13 protein-coding genes, 1 other RNA gene and 3 pseudogenes are annotated in these 20524 nt (G+C 67.7%); 6 read left to right on the top strand and 11 right to left on the bottom strand.

All coding sequences use genetic code 11. The annotated features are described in order from the left end of the window. The first annotated feature begins 549 nt into the window (after positions 1-549). Positions 550-801: a hypothetical protein gene (locus LN450_RS01470; protein ID WP_228729411.1), complete on the top strand. Its 252-nt coding sequence runs from the start codon at positions 550-552 to the stop codon at positions 799-801. Between the two features lie 169 nt (positions 802-970). On the opposite strand, the gene LN450_RS01465 is transcribed toward LN450_RS01470, so the two are convergent. From LN450_RS01465 to LN450_RS01455, 3 genes are all read right to left on the bottom strand, one after another. Next, complete coding sequence (locus tag LN450_RS01465; RefSeq protein ID WP_011349170.1) at positions 971-1447, bottom strand: nuclear transport factor 2 family protein; 477 nt, start codon at positions 1445-1447, stop codon at positions 971-973. Between the two features lie 63 nt (positions 1448-1510). Then, on the bottom strand, positions 1511-2080 hold the full coding sequence (locus LN450_RS01460) for a TetR/AcrR family transcriptional regulator (protein WP_011349171.1): 570 nt from the start codon (positions 2078-2080) through the stop codon (positions 1511-1513). Positions 2081-2196: 116 nt separating this feature from the next. Next, positions 2197-2769: a TetR/AcrR family transcriptional regulator gene (locus tag LN450_RS01455; RefSeq protein ID WP_041855097.1), complete on the bottom strand. Its 573-nt coding sequence runs from the start codon at positions 2767-2769 to the stop codon at positions 2197-2199. Positions 2770-2852: 83 nt separating this feature from the next. On the opposite strand from LN450_RS01455, the gene LN450_RS01450 reads away from it, so the two are divergent. Then, the gene (locus LN450_RS01450; protein WP_011349173.1) at positions 2853-3593 is read left to right on the top strand and encodes an SDR family NAD(P)-dependent oxidoreductase; all 741 of its coding nucleotides are present in this window, start codon (positions 2853-2855) and stop codon (positions 3591-3593) included. 365 nt (positions 3594-3958) lie between these two features. On the opposite strand, the gene LN450_RS01445 is transcribed toward LN450_RS01450, so the two are convergent. After that, positions 3959-4477, bottom strand: coding sequence for a hypothetical protein (locus LN450_RS01445; RefSeq protein WP_041855098.1), 519 nt, complete (start codon positions 4475-4477; stop codon positions 3959-3961). Positions 4478-5043: 566 nt separating this feature from the next. On the opposite strand from LN450_RS01445, the gene LN450_RS01440 reads away from it, so the two are divergent. From LN450_RS01440 to LN450_RS01425, 4 genes are all read left to right on the top strand, one after another. Next, a complete protein-coding gene (locus LN450_RS01440) occupies positions 5044-5376 on the top strand; it encodes a hypothetical protein (RefSeq protein ID WP_003482333.1) in 333 nt (110 codons plus the stop codon). A 61-nt stretch (positions 5377-5437) separates the two neighbouring features. Further along, positions 5438-5514: non-coding RNA, sX9 sRNA (locus tag LN450_RS01435), on the top strand. 197 nt (positions 5515-5711) lie between these two features. Continuing rightward, complete coding sequence (locus LN450_RS01430; protein WP_011349175.1) at positions 5712-7637, top strand: M61 family metallopeptidase; 1926 nt, start codon at positions 5712-5714, stop codon at positions 7635-7637. Between the two features lie 67 nt (positions 7638-7704). Beyond that, positions 7705-7884 (top strand): hypothetical protein, encoded by a 180-nt coding sequence (locus LN450_RS01425; RefSeq protein WP_003482327.1) that lies wholly within the window; start codon positions 7705-7707, stop codon positions 7882-7884. 102 nt (positions 7885-7986) lie between these two features. Here LN450_RS01425 and xopQ read toward each other — a convergent pair whose 3' ends face one another. The 7 genes and pseudogenes from xopQ to recC form a co-directional block, all read right to left on the bottom strand. Then, on the bottom strand, positions 7987-9381 hold the full coding sequence (gene xopQ, locus LN450_RS01420) for a type III secretion system effector XopQ (RefSeq protein WP_011349176.1): 1395 nt from the start codon (positions 9379-9381) through the stop codon (positions 7987-7989). A gap of 313 nt (positions 9382-9694) precedes the next feature. Beyond that, positions 9695-9985 (bottom strand): HigA family addiction module antitoxin, encoded by a 291-nt coding sequence (locus tag LN450_RS01415; RefSeq protein ID WP_011349177.1) that lies wholly within the window; start codon positions 9983-9985, stop codon positions 9695-9697. Positions 9986-10002: 17 nt separating this feature from the next. Beyond that, positions 10003-10285 (bottom strand): annotated as a pseudogene (locus tag LN450_RS01410) (type II toxin-antitoxin system RelE/ParE family toxin). Positions 10286-10339: 54 nt separating this feature from the next. Then, a pseudogene (locus LN450_RS23315) lies at positions 10340-10654 on the bottom strand (ATP-binding domain-containing protein); the annotation flags it as partial. 203 nt (positions 10655-10857) lie between these two features. After that, positions 10858-12715 (bottom strand): annotated as a pseudogene (locus tag LN450_RS01405) (AAA family ATPase); the annotation flags it as partial. A 202-nt stretch (positions 12716-12917) separates the two neighbouring features. Beyond that, positions 12918-16970 carry an exodeoxyribonuclease V subunit beta gene (gene recB, locus LN450_RS01400; protein WP_011349180.1) on the bottom strand — a complete coding sequence of 1351 codons (4053 nt, stop codon included), beginning with the start codon at positions 16968-16970 and terminating at the stop codon, positions 12918-12920. Further along, on the bottom strand, positions 16967-20380 hold the full coding sequence (gene recC, locus LN450_RS01395) for an exodeoxyribonuclease V subunit gamma (protein ID WP_039418785.1): 3414 nt from the start codon (positions 20378-20380) through the stop codon (positions 16967-16969). Before recC ends, recB begins: the two co-directional genes overlap by 4 nt. Between the last annotated feature and the right edge of the window lie 144 nt (positions 20381-20524).

Raw genomic sequence — 20524 nt, 5'->3', positions numbered from 1 at the left:
AAATAGACCTGATTCCGTTCTTGCGACTTCGTCGAAAGCGCGTGCGTTTCGGCGCGCGATGAGGCGCGGCGATGTTTCGATGAGAAAATTGGCATCGACCATCCATGGTGAGGTGTCTCATGCGTCCCGCAGTGTTACCGTCCTTGTCGCCGATGGCGAGAAGAGAAGAGATCGATCTGGAAAGCGGTCGTGCCGAGATCGAACTCGGCGCCACAGAGCCGCGACATGCCGATGCACGGATAGATGCACAGTTGCAAGGCCTACCACAACAACCGGTGCGCAGAGCGTCGACCAGAACGACGGGGCAACGGATTGCAAGCCATGTTTCGACCGTCGCCGGCATCGGCGCCGCTCTCACTGGTATCGCTTCGATTCCTCCACCCATGGTCGCATTGAGAAAGATCAACTTGCAAAGTACAGCGGAATTGCCGCGTTGGCCGGTGTTGCCACTACCTGCGCGCTCAGTGCCGTCCAGCGCCTGGCACACGCTTATGCGTATGGAAACAACATCAGTTCCAGGGCCCGCGCAATGGAATGACAGACGGCTGCATGAACCGCGCGGTCGACATTGTCACGATGCCCGAGGAGCACGATCGCGCCGCGCATCCGATGAACGAGCATGAGACCCAGATGCTCGCCGACGATCTGCTGCGGTTGGCGACGTGGGAGCCTTCCAGATTGGAGCCGGGCCTGTGGGAGGCGGCCAGCGGCGTTGGCGATGACGCGGACGCGCTGGTCGATCGCCTGCTTGCCTTTAGAAGGTCGGTGACGGCGGCCGCCACAGCGTCGTCCTCCGAATAAGGTACAACTTACGTAAACGGGGCGGAAAAGGAGTCAGGTTTACTTTCTGAGTGAACTTGACCCTGTTTCCTTGCCGCCTCCCCTGCATGCCAATGACGCAGCCGGGGCCAGACAAAAGCCCCCGTGCAGAAGCACCGCCGAGGGCTTGCATCTCAGTCGCCTAGAACCCCTACATACCCAGATCAGACAGCCCCGGATGATCGTCCGGGCGACGGCCCAGCGGCCAGTGGAACTTGCGCTCGCTTTCCTTGATCGGCATGTCGTTGATGCACGAGAAGCGGCGCTCCATCAGGCCATCGGCGCCGAATTCCCAGTTCTCATTGCCGTAGGAGCGGAACCAGTTGCCTGAATCGTCGCGCCATTCGTAGGCGTAGCGCACGGCAATACGGTTTTCGGTAAAGGCCCACAGTTCCTTGATCAGGCGGTACTCAAGTTCCTTGTTCCATTTGCGCGCAAGAAACTGCCGCGCTTCTTCCCGACCGTTGGTGAACTCGGCACGGTTTCGCCATTGGGTGTCGAGCGAATAGGCAAGCGACACTTTGTCGGCATCGCGGGAATTCCAACCGTCTTCGGCGAGTCGTACCTTTTCGATCGCCGATTCGCGGGTGAAGGGGGGAAGCGGCGGGCGAGCGTGAGCGTTGGACATGGCAAGGTCTCCAATCAAAGTGGATACATCGGTGTTTTGAAATTGCGACGGAGCGTCAGGCCGCTAGCCGGTGGCCTGCTTTAGCAACAACTGCGCGATATCCCTTGCGGTGTCTGCGGCGTCTTCGTCACCCATCACGCGCGAGACGGTGATTGCGCCTTCCATGAGAAGCAGCAGCTGGCGCGCCAGTGCGGCCGGCTGCGTAATACCCAGTTGCCCGGTCAGTTCCAGCGTGTAGTCGAGCAACTTCTGTTTGTGATGCTTGGCGATCTTGCGAATTGGATCGTCGGGGTCCCCGACCTCGCCTGCGGTGTTGATGAAGGCACAGCCGCGGTAACCGGCAGACTGGAACCATTCCTTGAGCACCGTGAACATGCGCAGGATGCGCGCCTCGGGGCTGTCGGCCTTGTCGCATTCGCGCCTGAACCATTCGAGCCAACGGACGTCGCGCGCGCTCAGTGCCGCGGCGGCCACCTCGTCCTTGTTGTCGAAGTGGCGGTAGATGCTTTTCCGCGCCACGCCTGAGGTCTTCACCAGCAGGTCCATGCCGGTGGCATGGATGCCGTGCTGATAGATCAGCGCCTCAGCCGTTGCCAGGATCTTCTGTTGGGTGTCGTTGGTTGGCTTGTCCACGGCGCCAAGGTAGAACGATCGTTCTCCCTTGTCAACGCTCGCGCGTGCGTGGGTTCCGAGCCCTCACCACCCGACACGAACGGTCGGGCAATCCGGGCGTCATCGTGTCAGCCGCCTCATGCAGCCGACGCCGCCCTTGGCGCTGCAATGCCGTCGACGAACAGCCCGATCAGATGCGCGATGCGCCTCTTCGGCGCGCCATGCTGTTCGGTGGCCAGCGAGGTGGCGATGGCGACGACGACGAGATCGTCGAAGCAGACATCGCAGCGGACGACGCCGCTGTTCTGCGCGCTACGCAAACGTTGCTGCCCTTCCTTGCTGACGGCCTCGCACCCTGGCGTGCCGCTCTGCAGCACGGCGCCGAGCGACGCAGCCAGCCCACGATAGACACTGGTGTGCAGTGCCAGATCCTCCAGATACGCGCGCAGCGCGGCCAGCGCGTCGAGCGAACTGGCGCGCGCGTGACTGGCGTTCGCCAGCGACAGGAAGCGCCCGCTATAGGCCGCGGCAAACAACGACTCGCGTGTGGGGAAGCGCCGATACAGCGTGCCGATGCCCACACCGGCGCGCTTGGCGACGTCTTCCATCGACGCCTCGGCGCCGCGCTCCAGGAATACCTCCTCGGCCGCGGCGAGCAGGCGCTCGCGGTTTCGCTGGGCATCGGCGCGCAAGGGAGTTTTGGCGGTCAACGGGCTCTTCCGGCGAGACTTGTGGAAGTGGAGGCTACCTCCATATACTAAGTGGAGCAATCCTCCACTTACTAGGAAACACCATGGGCAAGCGATTCGAAGGCAAGGTGGTCGTGGTCACTGGCGGTACGGACGGCATCGGGCTGGTGACCGCGCAGGCGTTTTCGGCCGAAGGCGCGCAGGTCTACGTCACGGGGCGGCGGCAGGACCGGTTGGACGCTGCGGTGGCGGAGATCGGCGGCGCGGTGGGCGTGCAGGGCGATGTCGGCGTGCCCGAGGACATGGACCGGCTCTATGCGCGCATCCAGCAGGAGCACGGCCGGCTGGATGTCGTCTTTGCCAACGCGGGAGTTTCCGAGTCGGCCGCGCTTGGCGAGATCGACGTTGCGCACCTGGAACGCCTGCTGGCGACCAACATCAAGGGTACGGTCTTCACCGTGCAGAAGGCGCTGCCGCTGATGGCCAGCGGCGGCGCCGTGATCCTGGCCGGCTCTGTGGCTGGCAGCAAGGGCATCGGCGCGCTTTCGGTCTACAGCGCCACGAAGGCAGCCATCCGCTCGTTCGCGCGCACCTGGACGAGCGACCTGAAAAGCCGCGGCATCCGCGTGAATGTGGTGTCGCCCGGCATGGTCCACACACCGGCCATGCAGACCTACCTGGAAGCCAATGCAGGGGCCGAGGACGCGTTCAAGCAGATGATTCCGTTCGGGCGTCTGGGCGACGCCGAAGAGATCGCCGAGGCGGTACTGTTCCTGGCCTCGGACGCGTCCAGCTTCATCGCCGGGCACGAGTTGTTTATCGATGGCGGAGTCATGGCGATTTAGGCCGCTGCCAGAGCGCTGCGATCAGCCAGGGTGACCGCGCGCTCGATCGCCCGCAGGTGGCGGTTGTCGCCATGTTTGCTGAAAACGCGGCCGGGGTTACTTTTTCGGTGGCCTCGTCCAATGGTTGCCGCCGATCAGGGGGTACTCCGGCATCCCGTCGCCACGCCATGTCGCCTTGCGCACTGGCCGTGCGTCACGACACCGAGAGCCGATCGATCTGCTCCAGCGTGGCGCCGAACCTGCAGCGCGCCATTGGGTGAAGCCTGAGCGCAGTTTTTTCCGGTTTGCTGCCTGTGTCATGTCGAGCACTCCAGCCGCCCAGCGAACGGTCGTCGTAAGCGACTGGAATGCATGCCAACGGTCGATCACGACGCCGAACGCGCTACCGTGCAGTGCTGAGCCACGCACACGATGGCAGTGATTGTGCCGCCTGCGCCCGCAGACCCCGCGTCGCTCACAGTGCCGCCAAGGCGTTGCATGAGTGCCACCATCGGGGCCAGGTTGTCGCCCCCGTTGTTGGTCCAGGTACCCGAAAGTTCGCTGGCTTGCTTCGGAATCGATTGGCCCGCTGCGGTTCTTTCGCTACCGGGTTCGGATTTTCCGTTGGCCTGATTCACAGCGACGATCACGCCGACATATGAGCCGTCCTTGAAGACAACTCTGAAAAGCAAGTTTGCCCGATGCGGGTTGGCCAGCGACGCCGTGGTCCCGGAGCCTGTGACCTGTTGTATCAGCAAGCTGCTGCCCGTGGCAGATTCAACCATGGCCCTGAGATTTGCGTCGGTGACGTAATCGTATGCGCTTTTCTCGCGTGCATGAGAATTCAATCCCAGCATCTCGATCGGGATATTGTAAATAGGTCGAATGGTGCCCCCATCGATCACGTGAAACGTGTGCGCGTTGGCGAGCTCTTGAGTCGCTCCAGCGGATGGCGTCTGCTGCTGCGCGATTGGCGTCGGTGGAGCTTTCACCGATGCGGGCACTGTGTCGCCGTCTGATCCAACGTACCACTGTTGAACCAGGTTATCTTCTACGTTGTAGACGATGTGGGTGCCGGGTCCCCTGCGCACCGCTTCAGCACGAAAATCGCTGTCTACTCGGCAAGTGTCGCACCGGATTGCAACGGCCTGGGCCCAGGCCGAGACAATGGCACATCCTGTCGCCAGAACAGCGATCCATATGTGCTTCACGTTATCTCCGTAATTTTTTGCGAAGGCAGTTCAAACAGCCTATTTGAGGGGGTCTTTTGTCGCAACAGGTTCGCATGTGACGCGTTTTCGCACTTGGCGGAAGGTGCGGGAGCAGAGGCAGAATTGACGTAGGACAAGAGTCGGGTCGACTTCTTCCAACCTCATCGGTGCTCGCATTCGAGGCCTGGGCGAATACGCCTTGACCTCCCATACATCCCCCACCCGCCATCCTCGCTGCAGCCTCAACTGGAGAACGCACGATGATGAAGTGGATGGGCACCGCGCTGGCCGCGGCATTGTTGATGAGCGGTTGCGCCAAGGTGGAAGGCGAGAAGTTCGTTGGGCATTGGGTCAACCTGCAGTCGCAGGACGAGACGATGGACATCGAGCGCAATGGCGAGACCTTCATGGTGCGCAGCACCACACCGAAGTTCTTCAGCCGCCAGCCCAAGACCGAAAGCTACCCGGCGGTATACAAGGACGGCGCATTGCAGGTCACCAACGATGGCGAGACGGTGAACTTCGCCATTGACGAGAGCAACGGCCATCTCAATACCGGTGGTGAGCAGTACGAGCGCGTACCGGCCAAATAAGAGCAGCTGACAGAACGCCTGCGCAACCGCCAGGCGGGCGCGGTCGGCGCTCGGAATCGGCATGTACCACCCGTACACTGCGGTTCTGAGCGCGCCGTCCGCGCCCGCCTGACGGCTGCTGCCTACGTTTTGTTAGCCGCTCTAAGGCCACGGCTGTCACCGGCGCCCGCGTGCAGCCCTTGACGGCCGCACGCGGGCGTTCGGCATCTGGGCACGTGTGTGCGTCCGTCGATGCGGATGCATGCGCCGAAGCGAGCTGGAGCAGCGCACTGCTTTCGAGATGGCTGCGTGGTGTTGCAGGCGTATAGGATCACGGCCTTGTTCGAGGCCGTGCAATGCGCATCCATTCAAGACACATTCCCTATTCCCGCTTTGCGCGTGCGTCGGTCTTGGCGGTGGTGCTCGCACTGTTGGCAGGCCAAGGGTTCGCGCAATCCAGTCACGGCCCGACGTACGTTGCCCCGACGCCGACGGTTGCGCCGCCGGTAGACCACGCCTTTGCCGGGGTGATGCGCGTGGACGTGGATGCCACCGACGTAGCCCGCCGCATCTTCGCTGTGCGCCAGCAGATACCGGTAGACGCGAGCGGCGCAATAACGCTGCTGTATCCACGTTGGGAGGCCGCCAGCCACGGGCCGAGCCTGACGGTGACCGATCTTGCCGGCCTGGAGGTCAGTGCAGCGGGCCGCCGCCTGGCATGGCGGCGCGATGCCTATGAGCCGCATGCCTTCCATGTGCAGGTGCCGGCCGGCGTGCAGCAGCTCGATGTGCGGTTCCAGATGGTGGCCGGCGGCGAGTTGCTGACACGCGACATCGTGTCTGTGCCCTGGCAGCGGTTGGTGCTGTATCCGGCCGGTTGGTATGCGCGGAACATTCCTGTGGCCGCCATGTTGACGCTGCCCGACGGGCTGCGACCGTTCAGTGCCTTGGACGTGGAGCGCGTGCGCGGCACGCACTACGCCTTCAAGACGACATCGCTGGAAACGCTGCTGGATGCGCCGGTGCTCGCCGGCCGATACGCCGCGCAGCTGCCGCTGAGCGGGGCGGTGTCGCTGGATATCGTGGCGCAGCGGCCCGCCGACCTGCAGGTGCCGCCCACACGTGTGGCCGAACTATGTTCGCTGCTTGCGCAGCTGGGCGTGGTGTTCGGTCCGCCACCGTTTGCACGCTACGCCATCCTGGCGCGGCTGAGCGACGAGGGGTCGGCCGGCGGCACCGAGCATCGTGCGTCCAGCGAGAACGGTTTGGCCTCGTCGCATTTCCAGGACTGGCCGGGCCAGATCCACTCGCGCGACCTGATTGCGCACGAAATCGTGCATGCCTGGAACGGCTTTTACCGGACGCCTGCCGATTTATGGGCACCGACGCCGAACGTGCCGGTCTCCGGAAGCCTGTTGTGGATGTACGAGGGACAGACCGAGTTCTGGGGCCGCGTGCTGGCGACACGGGCCGGCCAGTTCACGCCCGATGAGGTGCGCGACCGCCTGGCGCTGGAAGCGGCGGAGATCGCAACGCGGCCCGGGCGGGCATGGCGCTCCTTATCCGACGACGTGCACTACCCGGCTTTCATGTTGCGCCAGCCGGTGGCGTGGCGCGACTGGCAGCGCCGGCGCGATTACTACTCCGAAGGCGTGATGCTGTGGCTGGCCGTGGATGCCGAACTGCGCACGCGCAGCGGCGGCAAGCGCAGCATCGACGATTTCGCGCAGCGCTTTTTCGCCGGCGCCACGCCGCACTCGCCCACGCGGACCTATACGTTCGAGGACATCTGCGCCACGTTGCATGCCGTGGCGCCAGCGAACTGGGCAGGTTTCCTGCGCGGGTGGATCGATGCCCACGACGAACTGGACACCACGCGCGGACTGGCCCAACACGGTTGGGCGCTGGTCTACACCGACACGCCGACGGCCGCGTTGCGTGCCAGCGAAGCGGAAGCTGGCGTTGCCGATCTCACCTACTCGATCGGATTGACGGTACGCGCCGACGGCATGGTGCGCACGGTGGCCTGGAACGGCCCCGCGTTCGCGGCCGGACTGCGGCCGGGCACGCGCGTGTTGACCGTCAATGGATCGCCGTTCGAGCAGGACGCGTTGCGCGATGCGGTGCGCGACTCCATTCGCCGCCCCATCGTGTTGGGCATCGCACAGGACGAGCAGCGTGCAGACGTGCAGATCCAGTACACCGGACCACTGCGCTACCCACGGCTGGAGCGGCTGGCCGGGCGGCCCGACACCCTGGCCAAGCTGCTTGCGCCACGCTGAGGCGATGGGCGCCGGCTGCCGCCACCGGTTGTCGCGTCTTCCCCTGCGCCAGACCCTCTGCCCTTCCATGGCGCACAAGCCTTACAGTGCGCTGGCACGCCGGGTCCGGCGCTGCCCGACCGTTCAATCCAGCAACCACGAGGGTGTCATGAGCAAGGGGATGGACCAGAAGAAGAACCAGAAGAAAGAGCCGACCAAGACGCTTAAAGAAAAGCGCGCGGCCAAGCAGGAAAAGAGGGGCAAGTAATCCGCCCGGCCTGTTGGCAGGCGGACGGACTGGAGGGGAAGTCCAACCTCGCGCTTCGCGGGTGACGCCCGACGGCGCCACTCCGCGAAAGCTGCGGAGCGCTCAGCGCCCGCGTTGCCCCTCGTCCTGCTGGGCGAGCGCGGCCTTGGCCAGCGCCGACAGCAACAGCCTGGCTTTTTCCGGACGCACAACCTCGGCGTGGCCCACGTGCTCCACCGGGCTGGCTCCCTCGCGGTGCATGGGGGTTGGCTGGAACAGCAGGCGCGCGGCGCCTGGCAGCGCTGCCAGCAGGGTCAGCGGATCGTAGAGATTGAGCTTGGTCACCTGCGGCCAGATGGCGTCGAAGCTCATGGCGCCTTGCTGATCCGCTGCCGCTGGATCCTGCGGTTGTGCTGCGACGAACGTACGGAAGAACCACGCCGTATCCAGGCCGGGGATCAGGTTGGCCTGGATGCCTTCCCACAGGCCTTTCAAGGCGTTTTTCTGCACATCGCGCAGATACTCGCCCACGGGGTGGCCATTGCGCGCGATGCCTTCGTAGAACGCTGGCGGTACGGCGGCCCTGTAGGCAGCTTCCTTGCTCAGGATGCGCAGCGGAATGCCGAGTTGCTGCGCGCGGCGGTAGAGCGCACGGGCGGCGTGGATGTCGGTGGCGTTGTTGTAGGCGCGCGTGTCCGGTTGCACGAGACCATCGGCGTCCCTGGCCGGGTCGATGCCCCCCATGATGGTGATGGAGGCGAGCTTTTCCCGCACCAGATCGCCCGCCTCCGCAAGCAAGGCGCTGGCGTCGGTCATTCCGGCGATGACCACCATGCCGAGCTTGTGGGGCGAGGTCGCCAGACGCTCGCGCATCGCGCGGACGCCATCGGTGTGCACCGCGTCCGGCGCCGCACGCAGCGCGGCTCCCTCGGCGAGGAACTTGGAATGCTCCCGGGCCTGCGTGGACGTCATGGGATAGTCCTGACCGCGCGCGACGCGAACCTCCGGCAATGCCAGGCGATCGAAGACACCTTTGGCCAGCTGCGCGCGTTGCGATCGCATGTCGGCATCGCCCAGGGTGACGACGACGTCGGTCAGACGCAAAAAGCCTTCGGCCTGCAGCTGCTTGGCGATGGTGTAGGTCACGACATCGTCGGGGTCCTTGTTCGGGTCGGTGAACAGCAGCGTGTCGAGCGGCAACGGCGGCCGGTGCAGACGCAGCTCCCGCAGCACGGCCGTCTCGGTGGGCGTCAGCACGGACGTGTCGGCCACGCCCAGCTCGGCCAGCATGCCGCGCTGGGCAGGCGTCAATCGCGCGGGCAAGCTCTGCGCGCGGCGGTGCCGTGGTCCGTCCGGGCGAGGAGGACGGCCAACGATGGTCTGCAAGGCGCCCGGCGGCGGCGCGGCCGCGTCTGCGGCGGAATGTGCCGGCACGGCGACGGGTGCAGGATCGCGTAGGTCAGCCGTCATGTCTGCGCCGGGCAAGCCGACGGTGGAACGGATTGCGGTGGGCTGCATGGGAGGACCTCTGGCAGTGAAAGGCGGTGCTGGCAGCCCCGTCGGCAACACGAACAGTCGCGTGTTCGCGCTCACGCGTGCGACCGTGGGCCGCGGCAATGGCGTACGGCGCGATCACGCGATCCAGCGGACGGCCAGGCTCGCAACGTTACCCACCTCCAGCGCAGCGCCCGGGCGGCGTGGTGAATTCCTGTGTGCGGCGACGAAGCGTCACCGGCCGGCACGCCGCCGCATCAGCCCAACCCGACGCCGGTGTTCGCGAGCAGCGCACACGCTGCGCCGACTTAGCAGCATGTGCTGGAAGCCGCCCGGATCATGCCGCCAGCCGCTTGATCCGCGCCGGCAAGTCGCCCAGCGCGCGATGCGCCTGCTCCAGTTCGTCGTCGGCCTGCAGGCCAAGCCAGAAGCGCTCGGAGGTTCCCAACGCGGCGGCCAGACGCATGGCAGTGTCGGCAGTGATGCCGCGCTTGCCTAGCACGATTTCGTTGATACCGCGCGGCGGGACGCCGGTGGCGCGTGCCAGTGCGTTCTGGCTGATGCCCAGAGGCTCGAGTAACTCCTCAAGCAGAATTTCGCCAGGGTGGATATTGGGTAGGACCGTCATCGACAGATGCCTCGTGCTCAGTGGTAATCGACGATTTCGACCTGGACCACATCGCCTTCCATCCATCGGAAGCAGATGCGCCATTGATCGTTGATCCGGATGCGGTACTGGCCGGGCCGCTCGCCCTTCGACGCTTCCAGCCGGTTGGCGGGCGGAATCGGCAGATTGTCGAGATGCGCGGCGGCATTGAGCATGCGCAACTTGCGGCGCGCGACCAATTGGATGTCGGCAGGCAACCGGCGGGAACGCTCACCCAGCCCAGATCTTTTCGGCTTCCTTGTCAGTAAAGCTCCTGATCATGTGACCAATGTGCAGTCGGCCATTGCGGGACAGCGCCGGCACCGACTGGATTGATCAGAACAGCGCACCTTGCACAGGCGCACTGGGCGGCGGTTGTGGAAGCGGCGCTGGCGTGGGTGCTGGAACCGGCGGTGGCTTGTCGTCTTTTGCACCCAACCGCCACGCCAAGCCCGAGATCCGCGCGGCGTGGCGTGCCAGTGCGGCGCGCATGACCGCTTCGCTGGCGGCCAGGTGCAGGGCGCGGCGGGCGCGGGTGATGCCGGTGTAGAGCAGTTCGCGGCTGAGTACGCGGGCGTCGCGGGTGGGCAGTTGCAGCCAGACCTCGTCGAATTCGCTGCCCTGGGCCTTGTGCACGGTCATGGCGAAGGCGCTTTCGTGCGCGGGCAGTGCGGCGGGGTGGAAGCCGCGCACCTGGCCGTCGCCGTCGCCTTCGAACCAGGCGACCAAGGGGCCTTGGGCACGGCGGTCGGTGGCGGGGGCGTCATGGCGTGCGCTGTCGCCAGCGTGGCCCGGCCTTGACGACGGTGCCGCGTGGCCGCGCGCGGTCACGGCACTTGCGTCGCCCTGCCCGGGGGAAGGGCCCGCGTCGCTGCGCAGGCAGATACCGACATCGCCATTGAACAGGCCGTGGCGATAGCTGTTTTCGGTGATCAGCAGCAGGCGGCCCTGGAACCAGGGCGAGGCGCCGCCCAGACGGCGGGCGCCGGAGCCGGTGTCGGCGAGCAGTTGTTCGATGCGGGCGTTGAGGCCGCGTGCGCCTTGCGGGCCGGCACGCACCGCGGTGAGCAGGCGCAGGCGGCCGGCATCGCGCAGGGCGGCGGCGGGGTCCTGGGCGTTGGCCAGCGCGCGCCAGTGCGCGAGCAGCGCGTCGCGGCCGAGTGCCAGCGGATCTTCGCCGTCTTCGTGGAAGTGCACGCCGGGCAGTTCGCCGCTGCGCAGCAGGGCCAGGGCGGTGTCGGCATCGCCGGCGCGGATGGCGTCGGCCAGTGGCGCCAGTGCGAAATCCTGCGCCTGGCGATAGCCGCGCAGCAGGTGCACGCGGTGGCCGTCCAGGCCGCCGCTGCGGGTGGCGGAGGTGACCGCAGGCGGACGCTCGACGGGCGCGCTGCCGAGCAGCGATTGCAGTGCCTGGGCGTCTTCGGGCTGCAGGGCATCGCCCGGGCCGGCGGCCTGCAGGATGGCGGCCAGCACGTCGCCGGCTTCCACCGAAGGCAGCTGGTCGGCATCGCCAAGCAGGATCAGCTGGGTGCCATCGGCGACGGCGTCGACCAGTTTGCACATCAGCGGCAGGTCGACCATGGAGGCTTCGTCGACGACGATCAGGTCGAACGGCAGCGGGTTGTCGGCGTTGTGGTGGAAGTGCGGGGAATCCGGGATGACGCCGAGCAGACGATGCAGGGTACTGGCGCCGCTGGGCAGCAGCGCTTCCCAGCTGGGCGGCCCGCCCTGCTCTGAGGCGGCATGCGTCTGCAGTTCCAATCCGGCGCCGGTGGACGCGGGCGCGGCGGCGTTGGTCGGATGCGTGGACGTGATGAGGCCGGCGCTTCCCGATGGTGCGGGAAGCGAGCCGGCGGCCGGGAGCTGGATGCCGTCGGCGATGGCACGCGCGATGGCGGCGCGCAGGCTTTCGGCCATGCGCTCGGCGGCGCGGCCGGTGGGCGCGGCCAGGGCGATGCGTGGGGCCGGCGTGCTGGATGCCCGTGCCTGGGCGATGCGCAGCAACAGCAGGCGGGCGATGGTGGTGGTCTTGCCGGTGCCCGGGCCGCCGGTGACCAGCAGTAACGCGCGGCGTAGCGCGAGTGCGGCGGCCTGGGCCTGGCGGTCCGGGGGGTGGGATGGCGTGGGGGGGGTTGTTCCCTCTTGGTAGTGGATTGGCGCGGGCAGGCCCGTACCCTCACCCGCCCGTCGGGCACCCTCTCCCGGGGGGAGAGGGGTTGGCTCCGCGGTGCGAGGGGTTGGGATCGCGTTCGGGAACAACTGCGCGAACAGCGGCGCCAGCGTGGCGGCGTCGACCGGCGGCAGCGGTTGCGCGGCGATGCGTTGCAGGCCCAGGGCCAGGCGGCGTTCGTACTCGCGGTAGCGGCGCAGGTAGAGCAGGCCGCGTTCGAGGACGAGCGGGCAATCGGCGGCGGCCGGGGCGTCGGGCTGCGGTTGGTCGACCCAGCGCGAGGCGGCCAGGCTGCGTTGCCAGTCGGCGGGGTCCGGGAAGGTGGGCGGCGGGCCGTCGCGCGCGTCCAGCAACATGGCGGCGCGGGCGGGGTCCAGGCCGGCGTGGCCGCTGGTGACCGCCAGCGAGGCGAGCGCGGCGCCGGCCAGCATCTGTGGGTCGGTGTCCGGCTCCAGGCGTTGCAGGCTTTGCGCGAAGGCCAGATCCAAGGTGCGCAGGGCGCCGCTCTGGTTGAGGGCGGCGAGCAGGTTTGGATGGGTCATGGCGTCGGCATTCCCTTGGCGCACGCGCGCTCGCGCCCCGTCATGCTCCGCGCACCTGTGCTGGCATGCGCGGCGCTGGCTTGCTTTGCGGGCGCGCAGCGGCATTGGCGCCCGTGGCTCGCGGGCGGTGCCTGCTCGGCGCGATCACGGAGAGGCTTGGACGCGGTGCGGGTCGGCCATGCCAGTGGCGTGGTGCGTTGCTTCATGGTGTGGGGGTCCCTGGTGCGGACGTACCCTCGCCCCAACCCCTCTCCCGGGGGGAGAGGGGCTCGAGGCCGTTGCGGGAACCTTGCGCTGGCGCGTCATTGGACAGCGCATCTGCGAGCTTGCCGGCGAACAAGGCGTCCACGGCCAGCACCAGCGCCGGTTCGAAGCGCCAGGCGTGGATGCCCGGTGCCGGATCGCCAAGCGGCGCGCGCATATCGCCGGTGGTGGTGGCGCCGGCGTTCGGAGCGGAATCGGGTCTGTCGCCCGTGGAATCGCGCGCGGTTGCGGACATGCGCTGGCCCGCGATGGAATGGCCAGGGGTTTCGGCAACGGCTTCCGACCCGGCAGCCTCCGCAGGGCGCCCGGCATCCAGGCCGCGACAGAACAGATAGCGCACGCCGCCGAAGTCGCGGGCGTAGTCGTAGGCCTCGCCCAGACGGAAGCGCAGCCAGCGGTGCAACGCTACGGTGTAGATCAGCGCCTGCAGTTCGTACTCGCTGTGCGCCATGGCCCGCGCCAGGGCGTCGGCGTCGTAGCTGGGCAGGCGGTTGGATTTGTAGTCCAGCACATACCAGCGCCCGTCCACGCTGTAGGTGAGGTCGATCAGGCCGGTCATCAGGCCTTCCAGGCGCTGGCGCGCGCCGAAGGCCTGGCGGTCGCCGACCACGCCGAACCGATGCAGCAGGGCCAGCAACGCATCGACGCGGGTGGGCCGCATGGCGAAATGGAATTCCATTTCGTTGCGGCGCTGCGGTTCGGGCACGTCGGCCAGGCGGGTGCCTTCGGGCAAGGCCACGGTGAGCGTGTGGCCGATCAGCGCGGTGAGCATGCGCAGGCCGTCGTCGAGGTCGTCCTGGGCGTAGCCGCCGCGTTGCAGGGCCTGGAGGATGGGTGCGGCCTGGCCGTCGGGCGCGGGTTGACTGGGCCGCCAGGCCTGCCAGGCGGCGAAGTCGCAACGTTCGAACACATCGTGCATCACCACGCCGAAGCGGTTGCCGGCAAAGCGCGGATCGAACGGCTCGGCGTCGCTGGCAACGGCCACGGCAACCGCCTCGCTGCCGGACGGTTCATCGCTGCCGCCGCTGCCGACGACGGTGGCGCTGGCCATCGGGTCGGTGGCCGCGCCGGCATCGGCGTTGGCCAGTTGGGTGAAGCTATACACCCACCATTCCGGGGCGATGTGCCGTTGCGCGCTGCGCGCGGGCGGCACCTGCGCCTCGATCGGCGCCGGCAGCCGCGGCAAGTGGGCCGGCGGCGTGCTGGTGTCCACCACCACGGTGCCCTCGCCTGCCGCGCCCTGCAGCGCATCGAGCGCACGCAGCATGGCCGACAACGCAGTGCGTTCGTGCTGATGGAACGGGCCGCTGGCGATCCACAGCGCGTGCTCGGCGCGGGTCAGGCCGACATACAGCAGGCGCGCGTCTTCGGCACGTTGTTCCTGTTTCCAGGCGGCTTCGGCGGCGCTCCAGCTCGGGTCGTCGCGCTCTGTCTTCCAGTGCAACTGGCGGCCCACGTCCGGCGCATGCACCACGCAATGACGGCCGGCGCCCTTGTCGCTGCGGCCGATGCCGATATACGGCAGGAACACCAGCGGATATTCCAGGCCCTTGCTCTTGTGCAGGGTGACGATCTGCACGCGGCGTGCGTCCGATTCCAGCCGCAACTGCTGGGCTTCGTCGTTGTCGTCGGCATTGGCGATGCGCCGCGACAGCCAGTCGACCAGGCCATGCGGGCCGAGTGCGCGCGCGTCGGCTTCCTGCAGCAGTTCGGCCAGTTGCAGATAGTTGGTGAGGCGGCGTTCGCCATCAACCAGGGCAAGCAGGCGTTGCCCGTGGGTGGCGCCGAGTTCGCCGATCAGGGCGAGCGGGCCGCCGCGCTGCCAGCGTTCGCGCCAGTCCAGCGCCTGTTGCTGCCAGTGGCGGTGACGCTCGCCGTCGCGTTCAAGTGCGGCGATGGCGATGGCGTCTTCGCCGATCAACACCGTGGCCAAGGCGGCGCGCAGGCGGCTGTCGTCGCCCGGATCGAGCAAGGCCTGCAGCAAGGCGAGCACTTCCAGCGCCTGTTCGGTGGCGAACAGACTTTGCTTGCCGGCGGCCACCGCCGGAATGCCCACCGCGCCGAGCGCCTGCTGGATGCGCGTGGCCTCGCCGTGGCTGCGCACCAGCACGGCGATATCGCCGGCCTGCACCGGCCGGCCGCACACCGTGGCCGTGCCGTCGCGGCCGCCGGCCAACCAGCCGCGGATCGCGGCAACGCAGGCGGCGGTGGCCAGCTCGCGTGCGCGGCCGGCGCTCCAGGGCTTGGGCTTACCTTTCGCAGGCGGCGGCGGTTCCGGCGCGCGCCACAGCGTCAGTGCCGGCGCAGTGACGCCATCGCGTTGCAGGTCTTCATCCACGCGCTTGGTCCCGGCCCGCACCGGATGGAAGGCAATGCCGTCGGTGAGGAAGGCATCGGCGTAGCCGGCCTGTGCGTACAGCGCGTCGATGGCCGCCAGCACACCGGGGCGCGAGCGGAAGTTGTGGCTCAGCGGCGGCGCCAGTTCGGCGGTGACGGCCGCGGCCAGATAGGTGCGCACATCGCCGCCACGGAAGCCGTAGATGGCCTGCTTGGGGTCGCCGATCAGAAACAGCGCCGGTTCCAGCCCTGCTGCTCGTGCGAGCGGGCCTTCGCCGAACACGTTGGAAAAGATCGACCACTGGCGGTCGTCGGTGTCCTGGAATTCGTCCACCAACGCGATGGCGTATTGCGTGCGCAGGCGTTTGACCAAGGCGTCGGCCTGCGCGCCTTGCAATGCGTGCGCCACCCCATCGACCAGGTCGTCGTAGGTCTGCACGCGGCGTTGCCGCTTGAGCAGCGCCAGCCGTGCGATGGCATCGTCGCGCAGCGCGTGCAGCAATGCGATACGGCGACGGCTGCGCCATTCTTCCACGCGCGCCAGCGCAGTGAGATAGCCATCGATCTGGTGGCTCATCGGCGAAGACGGCGTGCGATCGACGAACTTCTTGTTGGTGCCGGCAGCCAGTTCCGCCGCGGTCAACTTGAGCAACTTGGCATGCGGCGCGGTGTTGAGCGCAGGCGCAGCGGCGAAGGTTTCGAACCAGTGCCACAGCGATGCCAGCCACTCGGGTTTGTAGCTGACCTTGCTCAGGATGCCGCCCTCGATGGCCGCCATGATGGCGTCGAAGAATGCGGTGCCGTGCGTCTGGAATGCGGCGGCCAGTGCGTTGGCTGCCGCGTGCGCGGCCTGCAGCAAGGCAGGTGCATCGTCGGTGGTTGTGGCGACTGCCGGCAACAGCGTCGGGTGCCGCACCAGCGCGCGCAGATCGCTGGCCAAGGCCTCGGGGCCGCCCGACCACAGGGCGATGAGATCTTCGGCCATCACCGCATCGGCGGCGCGCTGCCGCCACAGATCGGCCGCCACTTCGCCAAGCAATTGGCGATCGTTGGCGAGCAGTTCCGGCGCGGCGAACGCCTGGCCGCTTTCCAGTGCGTGTTCGCGCAGCACGCGCGCGCAAAAGCCGTGGATGGTGAACACCGCGGCCAGATCGATTTCTTCCACCGCCTGCTGCAGGCGGCGACGCAAGGCGACGGGCGTTTCGCTGCCGCCGCCCAGATGGGTGGCGAGGATGGCGCGGGTGAGTAACACGTCGGGCGCTTCATGGAGGAGCGGCCCTGGCTGCGACGGGGCATCGGCGAGGTCGGTCGCGCCCAGGGCCGCTCCTGCAGAAGCCGATGGGGCGTCGGGCGACTGGATTGCGGACGACTCGGTCGCGGCCGAAGCCGCTCCTGCGAGAGGCGATGGCGCCTCGGGAACCAGGCTTGCGGCCAGCACCAGGCGTTCGCGAATGCGGCGGCGCAGCTCCTGCGTGGCCGCTTCGGTGAAGGTCACCGCAAGGATCTGGCCGATGCGCAAGCCACGCTCGACCACCAGCCGGGTGAACAACGTGGCCAGCGTAAAGGTCTTGCCGGTGCCGGCGCTGGCCTCGATCAGGCGCACGCCGTGCAGCGGCAACTGCAGGTACGGGTCGGTGACGGGGCTGACGCTCATTCGACATCCTCCTGCGCGCCGTGCCAGTGTCGCCAGCTGTCGATCACGCGCTCGGTCTCCAGCGGCGCGCCGGTGTTTCCCTGTTCGAGCAATGCATACACCCGATGGCTGGTGGCGGCGAACTCGGCGAAGCGTTGCGCGTCGGCAAACGGGTCGCGGCCGCGGGTGACCAGGCGCAGCTCCGGGCTGTGCGATTCGCTCCAGCCGAAGCCCGATTGCCACTGCCCGGCCGCCTCCTTGATGGCCTTGTCCAGGTCGCCGCCGCGCGCGGCCTGGTGATATTTCCAGCTGCTGTACGGCGCGAACGCCAGCGGCATCTGCAAGCCCTGGCGATACAGCTGCAGCAGCTCGGCCAACGCGGTGCGCGCCTGTGTCTGCGACAGCGGCTGCGCGTCGATGGGATGCGGGCCCAGGCCGTCGTCGTGTTCGAAGAAACGCACGTACGGCGCGTGCTCACCGGCGGCGCGCAGCAGCAGCCATTCCAGGCCGTGGCGAATGGCGCTGCGGCCGCTGAGCGCGCCGACCTGCACGCGCCCCACGCCGCTTGCGTACCAGCCCGGCACACGACCGTGCAATTCGATCTCGTCAATCTGCACCTGCAGGCGGCGCGACTGGGCCGGGGATTCGCCACGCCACTGCCGGAACGCATCGGCATACGGGCGCAATTGCGCCACGCGCTCGTCGAGCTGGCGCCGCCCCAGCGGGCCGGACGGCAGCAGCGCGCGGGCACGCAGACGCGCGTACAGGTGCTCGGTGTCGCCGGCCAATGCAGCGTCGAATATCTGCTGCTGCAACCCGTATTGATCCAACCCGCGCGTGGGGGCGAGCAACGGTTCCAGATCGGCGTCCTCTCCGGCCGGATCGGGCAGGCGCATGCCCAATCGATGACGCAGGAACTGCCCGGCCGGGTCGGTCAACAGGCGGCGCAGCGCGTCGATGGACATGCTGGCCGGCAAGGCGATCCCTTCGGCCGGCAATGCACCGGCCACCCACGGCGCCAGCGGCTGCCGCTGGCCGACCAGGCTGTCCACCGCCGGCCGCCACTGCCGGCGATAACTGAAACGGCGCGGGTCGGCTCCGGCATCGCTCTCGTCGCCCAGCGCGCCGAACGCGGCAGCGGCGAAGGGTTGCAACGGGTGTCGCACCACCAGCGTGTCGAGCGCGTTGCTGGCGGCGTGGTACTGCGCAGCGCTTGCCAGTAATTCGCTGACCAGCACCGACGGCTCGCGCACGCTGCCATCGCGCGCATCGGCGCCGAGATAGCTCAGATAAAACACGTCCTGCGCGGAAGCGAACAACTGCAGGAACAAAAAGCGGTCGTCCTCGCGCGTGGAGCGGTCGCCGTGCCGGCGACGCTCGGTGCCCAGTTCCGCGGTGAGGCGATTGAGCCCGGCGGCCGGGTCGCGCCGCGGGAAGTCGCCATCGTTCATGCCGAGCAGGCAGATCACGCGGAACGGCAGCAAGCGCATCGGCACCATGCGCCCGAAACTGATGCCGCCGGTAAGCAGCGGCGCGCGCGTATCCGATTCGCCCAGCACCGCCGCAAAATGCGCACGCACTACCTCGGCAGGCACCTTGCCGGCGTACTCGGCGCGCATCGCGTCGCGGGCGAATTGGACGATCAACGCGCGCAAGCGATCCAGCGCGCGTTGCGCGCGCGGCGCAGTCGGCATGGTCGGAATCAATGCTTCGAGCAGGCCCAGCAACCGCTCGCGCCACTCGACCGGTGTCATCGCCTCGGCCAGCGCGGCTTGATGCCGTTCGAGCACGCGCAACAACCGCAACAAGGTGTCCAGTGCGGCCAGCGCGCTGCCTTCCAGCTGCGGCCACGGCGCCACCCCATCGATGTCCTCGTCGGCGCCGCTGGCATGGCCGAGCAGCAGCCGGTCCAGCGCGAAACGCCAGGTGTAGGCATCGTCGCCCGGTGCCTGGTGCTGCCGCCGGTGCGCTGCGTCCAGGCCCCAACGCGCGCCGGCCGCGTGCAGCCAGCTGCGCAGGCGTTCCAGCCCGGCTTCGTCCAACCCGGCCGCTTCGGCGATCGGCGCGCTGGCCAGCAGGTCGAGGATTTCATGCAGCCCGAAACGCGCGATCGGCAAACCGAGCAAGGTGAGGAACACCTCGGCCAGCGACTCGCTCGCCAACGGGCTGGCATCGGCCAGCGCATAGGGCAGCGCGTCGTCGTTGCCATGGCTGCCGAACACCGCATCCAGATACGGCACGTACGGGTCGATATTGGGCGACAGCACCGCGATCTCGCGCGGCTGCAGGGGCGGGTCGAAGCGTGCATCGTCGAGCAGCGCACGCAGTTGGTCGTGCAACACCTGCAACTCGCGCAGCCGCGTGTGGCAGGCATGCACCTGCAGGCTGGGGTCGTGCAGATTCACCGCCGGCAATACCGCTTCCGCCGCAGGCGCGCGGCGATGGAACAGATCGCTCTGCATGCGCCGCAACAGGCTGTCGCCCAACCCGCCATCGGCCAGCGTGCGGCGGCCGGATTCGAGCGGGTCGGCGTAGGCGGCGATTTCGGCCAGCGGGTGCACCACTTCGTAATCGCCCACCAACGCCATGAAATCGCGCCCGGCTGCGCCCCAGGCCTGCAGCAACGGGTTTTCCTGTACCTGCTCGGCGAACAGTTGCACGGCGCCGTCTTCGCGCCGGCGTTGCCACAAGGTCTGCAGGTCGCCCCAGTAGCCTTGCGTCGGCGTGGGCAGATAGAAGTGCAGCGTGCCCACGCGCGCCTGCGTGGCCAGCACGCGCAGGACGTCCGGCGAGATGTTCAAGATGGCGAACGCGAATACGCGCGGCGGCAGGCCTTGCGGCAACGGGCCGTCGGCACGCGCATGGCGATCCAGATACTGGCCGATGCGCCGGGCGCGGTATTGCCGGCCGGTGGCGATGCTGCGCCACAACCGTGCCTGCGGGTCGTCCGGGTCGGCGCCTGCTTCCCAGCGCAGCAACCAGTCGCGGCGCCATGCCTGGTATTTCTCGAACACGCTGGCCAGCTCGCCGGCCAGCGCCCATGGCTTGAGCGCATCGCCATCGGACAGGTATCCGGCCAGCGGGGCCAGGGCCGCGTCGCTGCCCAGGTCCGACTGCAGGGCCGCATACAACCGCCACTGCGTGGTGGCCATGTCCAGGTCGTCGTCGGCCGCGCCGAGGTTGCGCTCCAGCGCGCGCGCGACGAATTCGCCGGGCGTGAGAAATTCCAGATTCGCCGCAACACCGTGCTCGGCCGCAAGCGTGGACTGCAACCAGCGCCGCATCGCCACCTGCGGAATCAGCACCACCTCCGGCTGCAGCAACGGCTGCCCCGGCATCGGCCGGCGCAACTCCTGCGCGAGCAAGGCGGCCAGGGTATCCAGCGCATTGGATGGATAAAGACGGAAATCGGGCGCGGAAGTGGCGTGCATGCGTGGCGCATTGTGCCGGATGCGCGTGTGAGGCGTTGTTGGCCGCCGTGTCGGCGGCCAGGTCACCGCGCTGAGACGCAAGGCCGCACGGCACCGTGCAACAGCGCTGCGCGGGAGATGCCGATCGACGGCGCGCCACACCGT

This window comes from Xanthomonas euvesicatoria pv. euvesicatoria (assembly GCF_020880415.1).
GTDB lineage: Bacteria > Pseudomonadota > Gammaproteobacteria > Xanthomonadales > Xanthomonadaceae > Xanthomonas > Xanthomonas euvesicatoria.
Note: the sequence above shows the minus strand (reverse complement) of the source record. Positions and strands in the feature narration are given on the sequence as shown.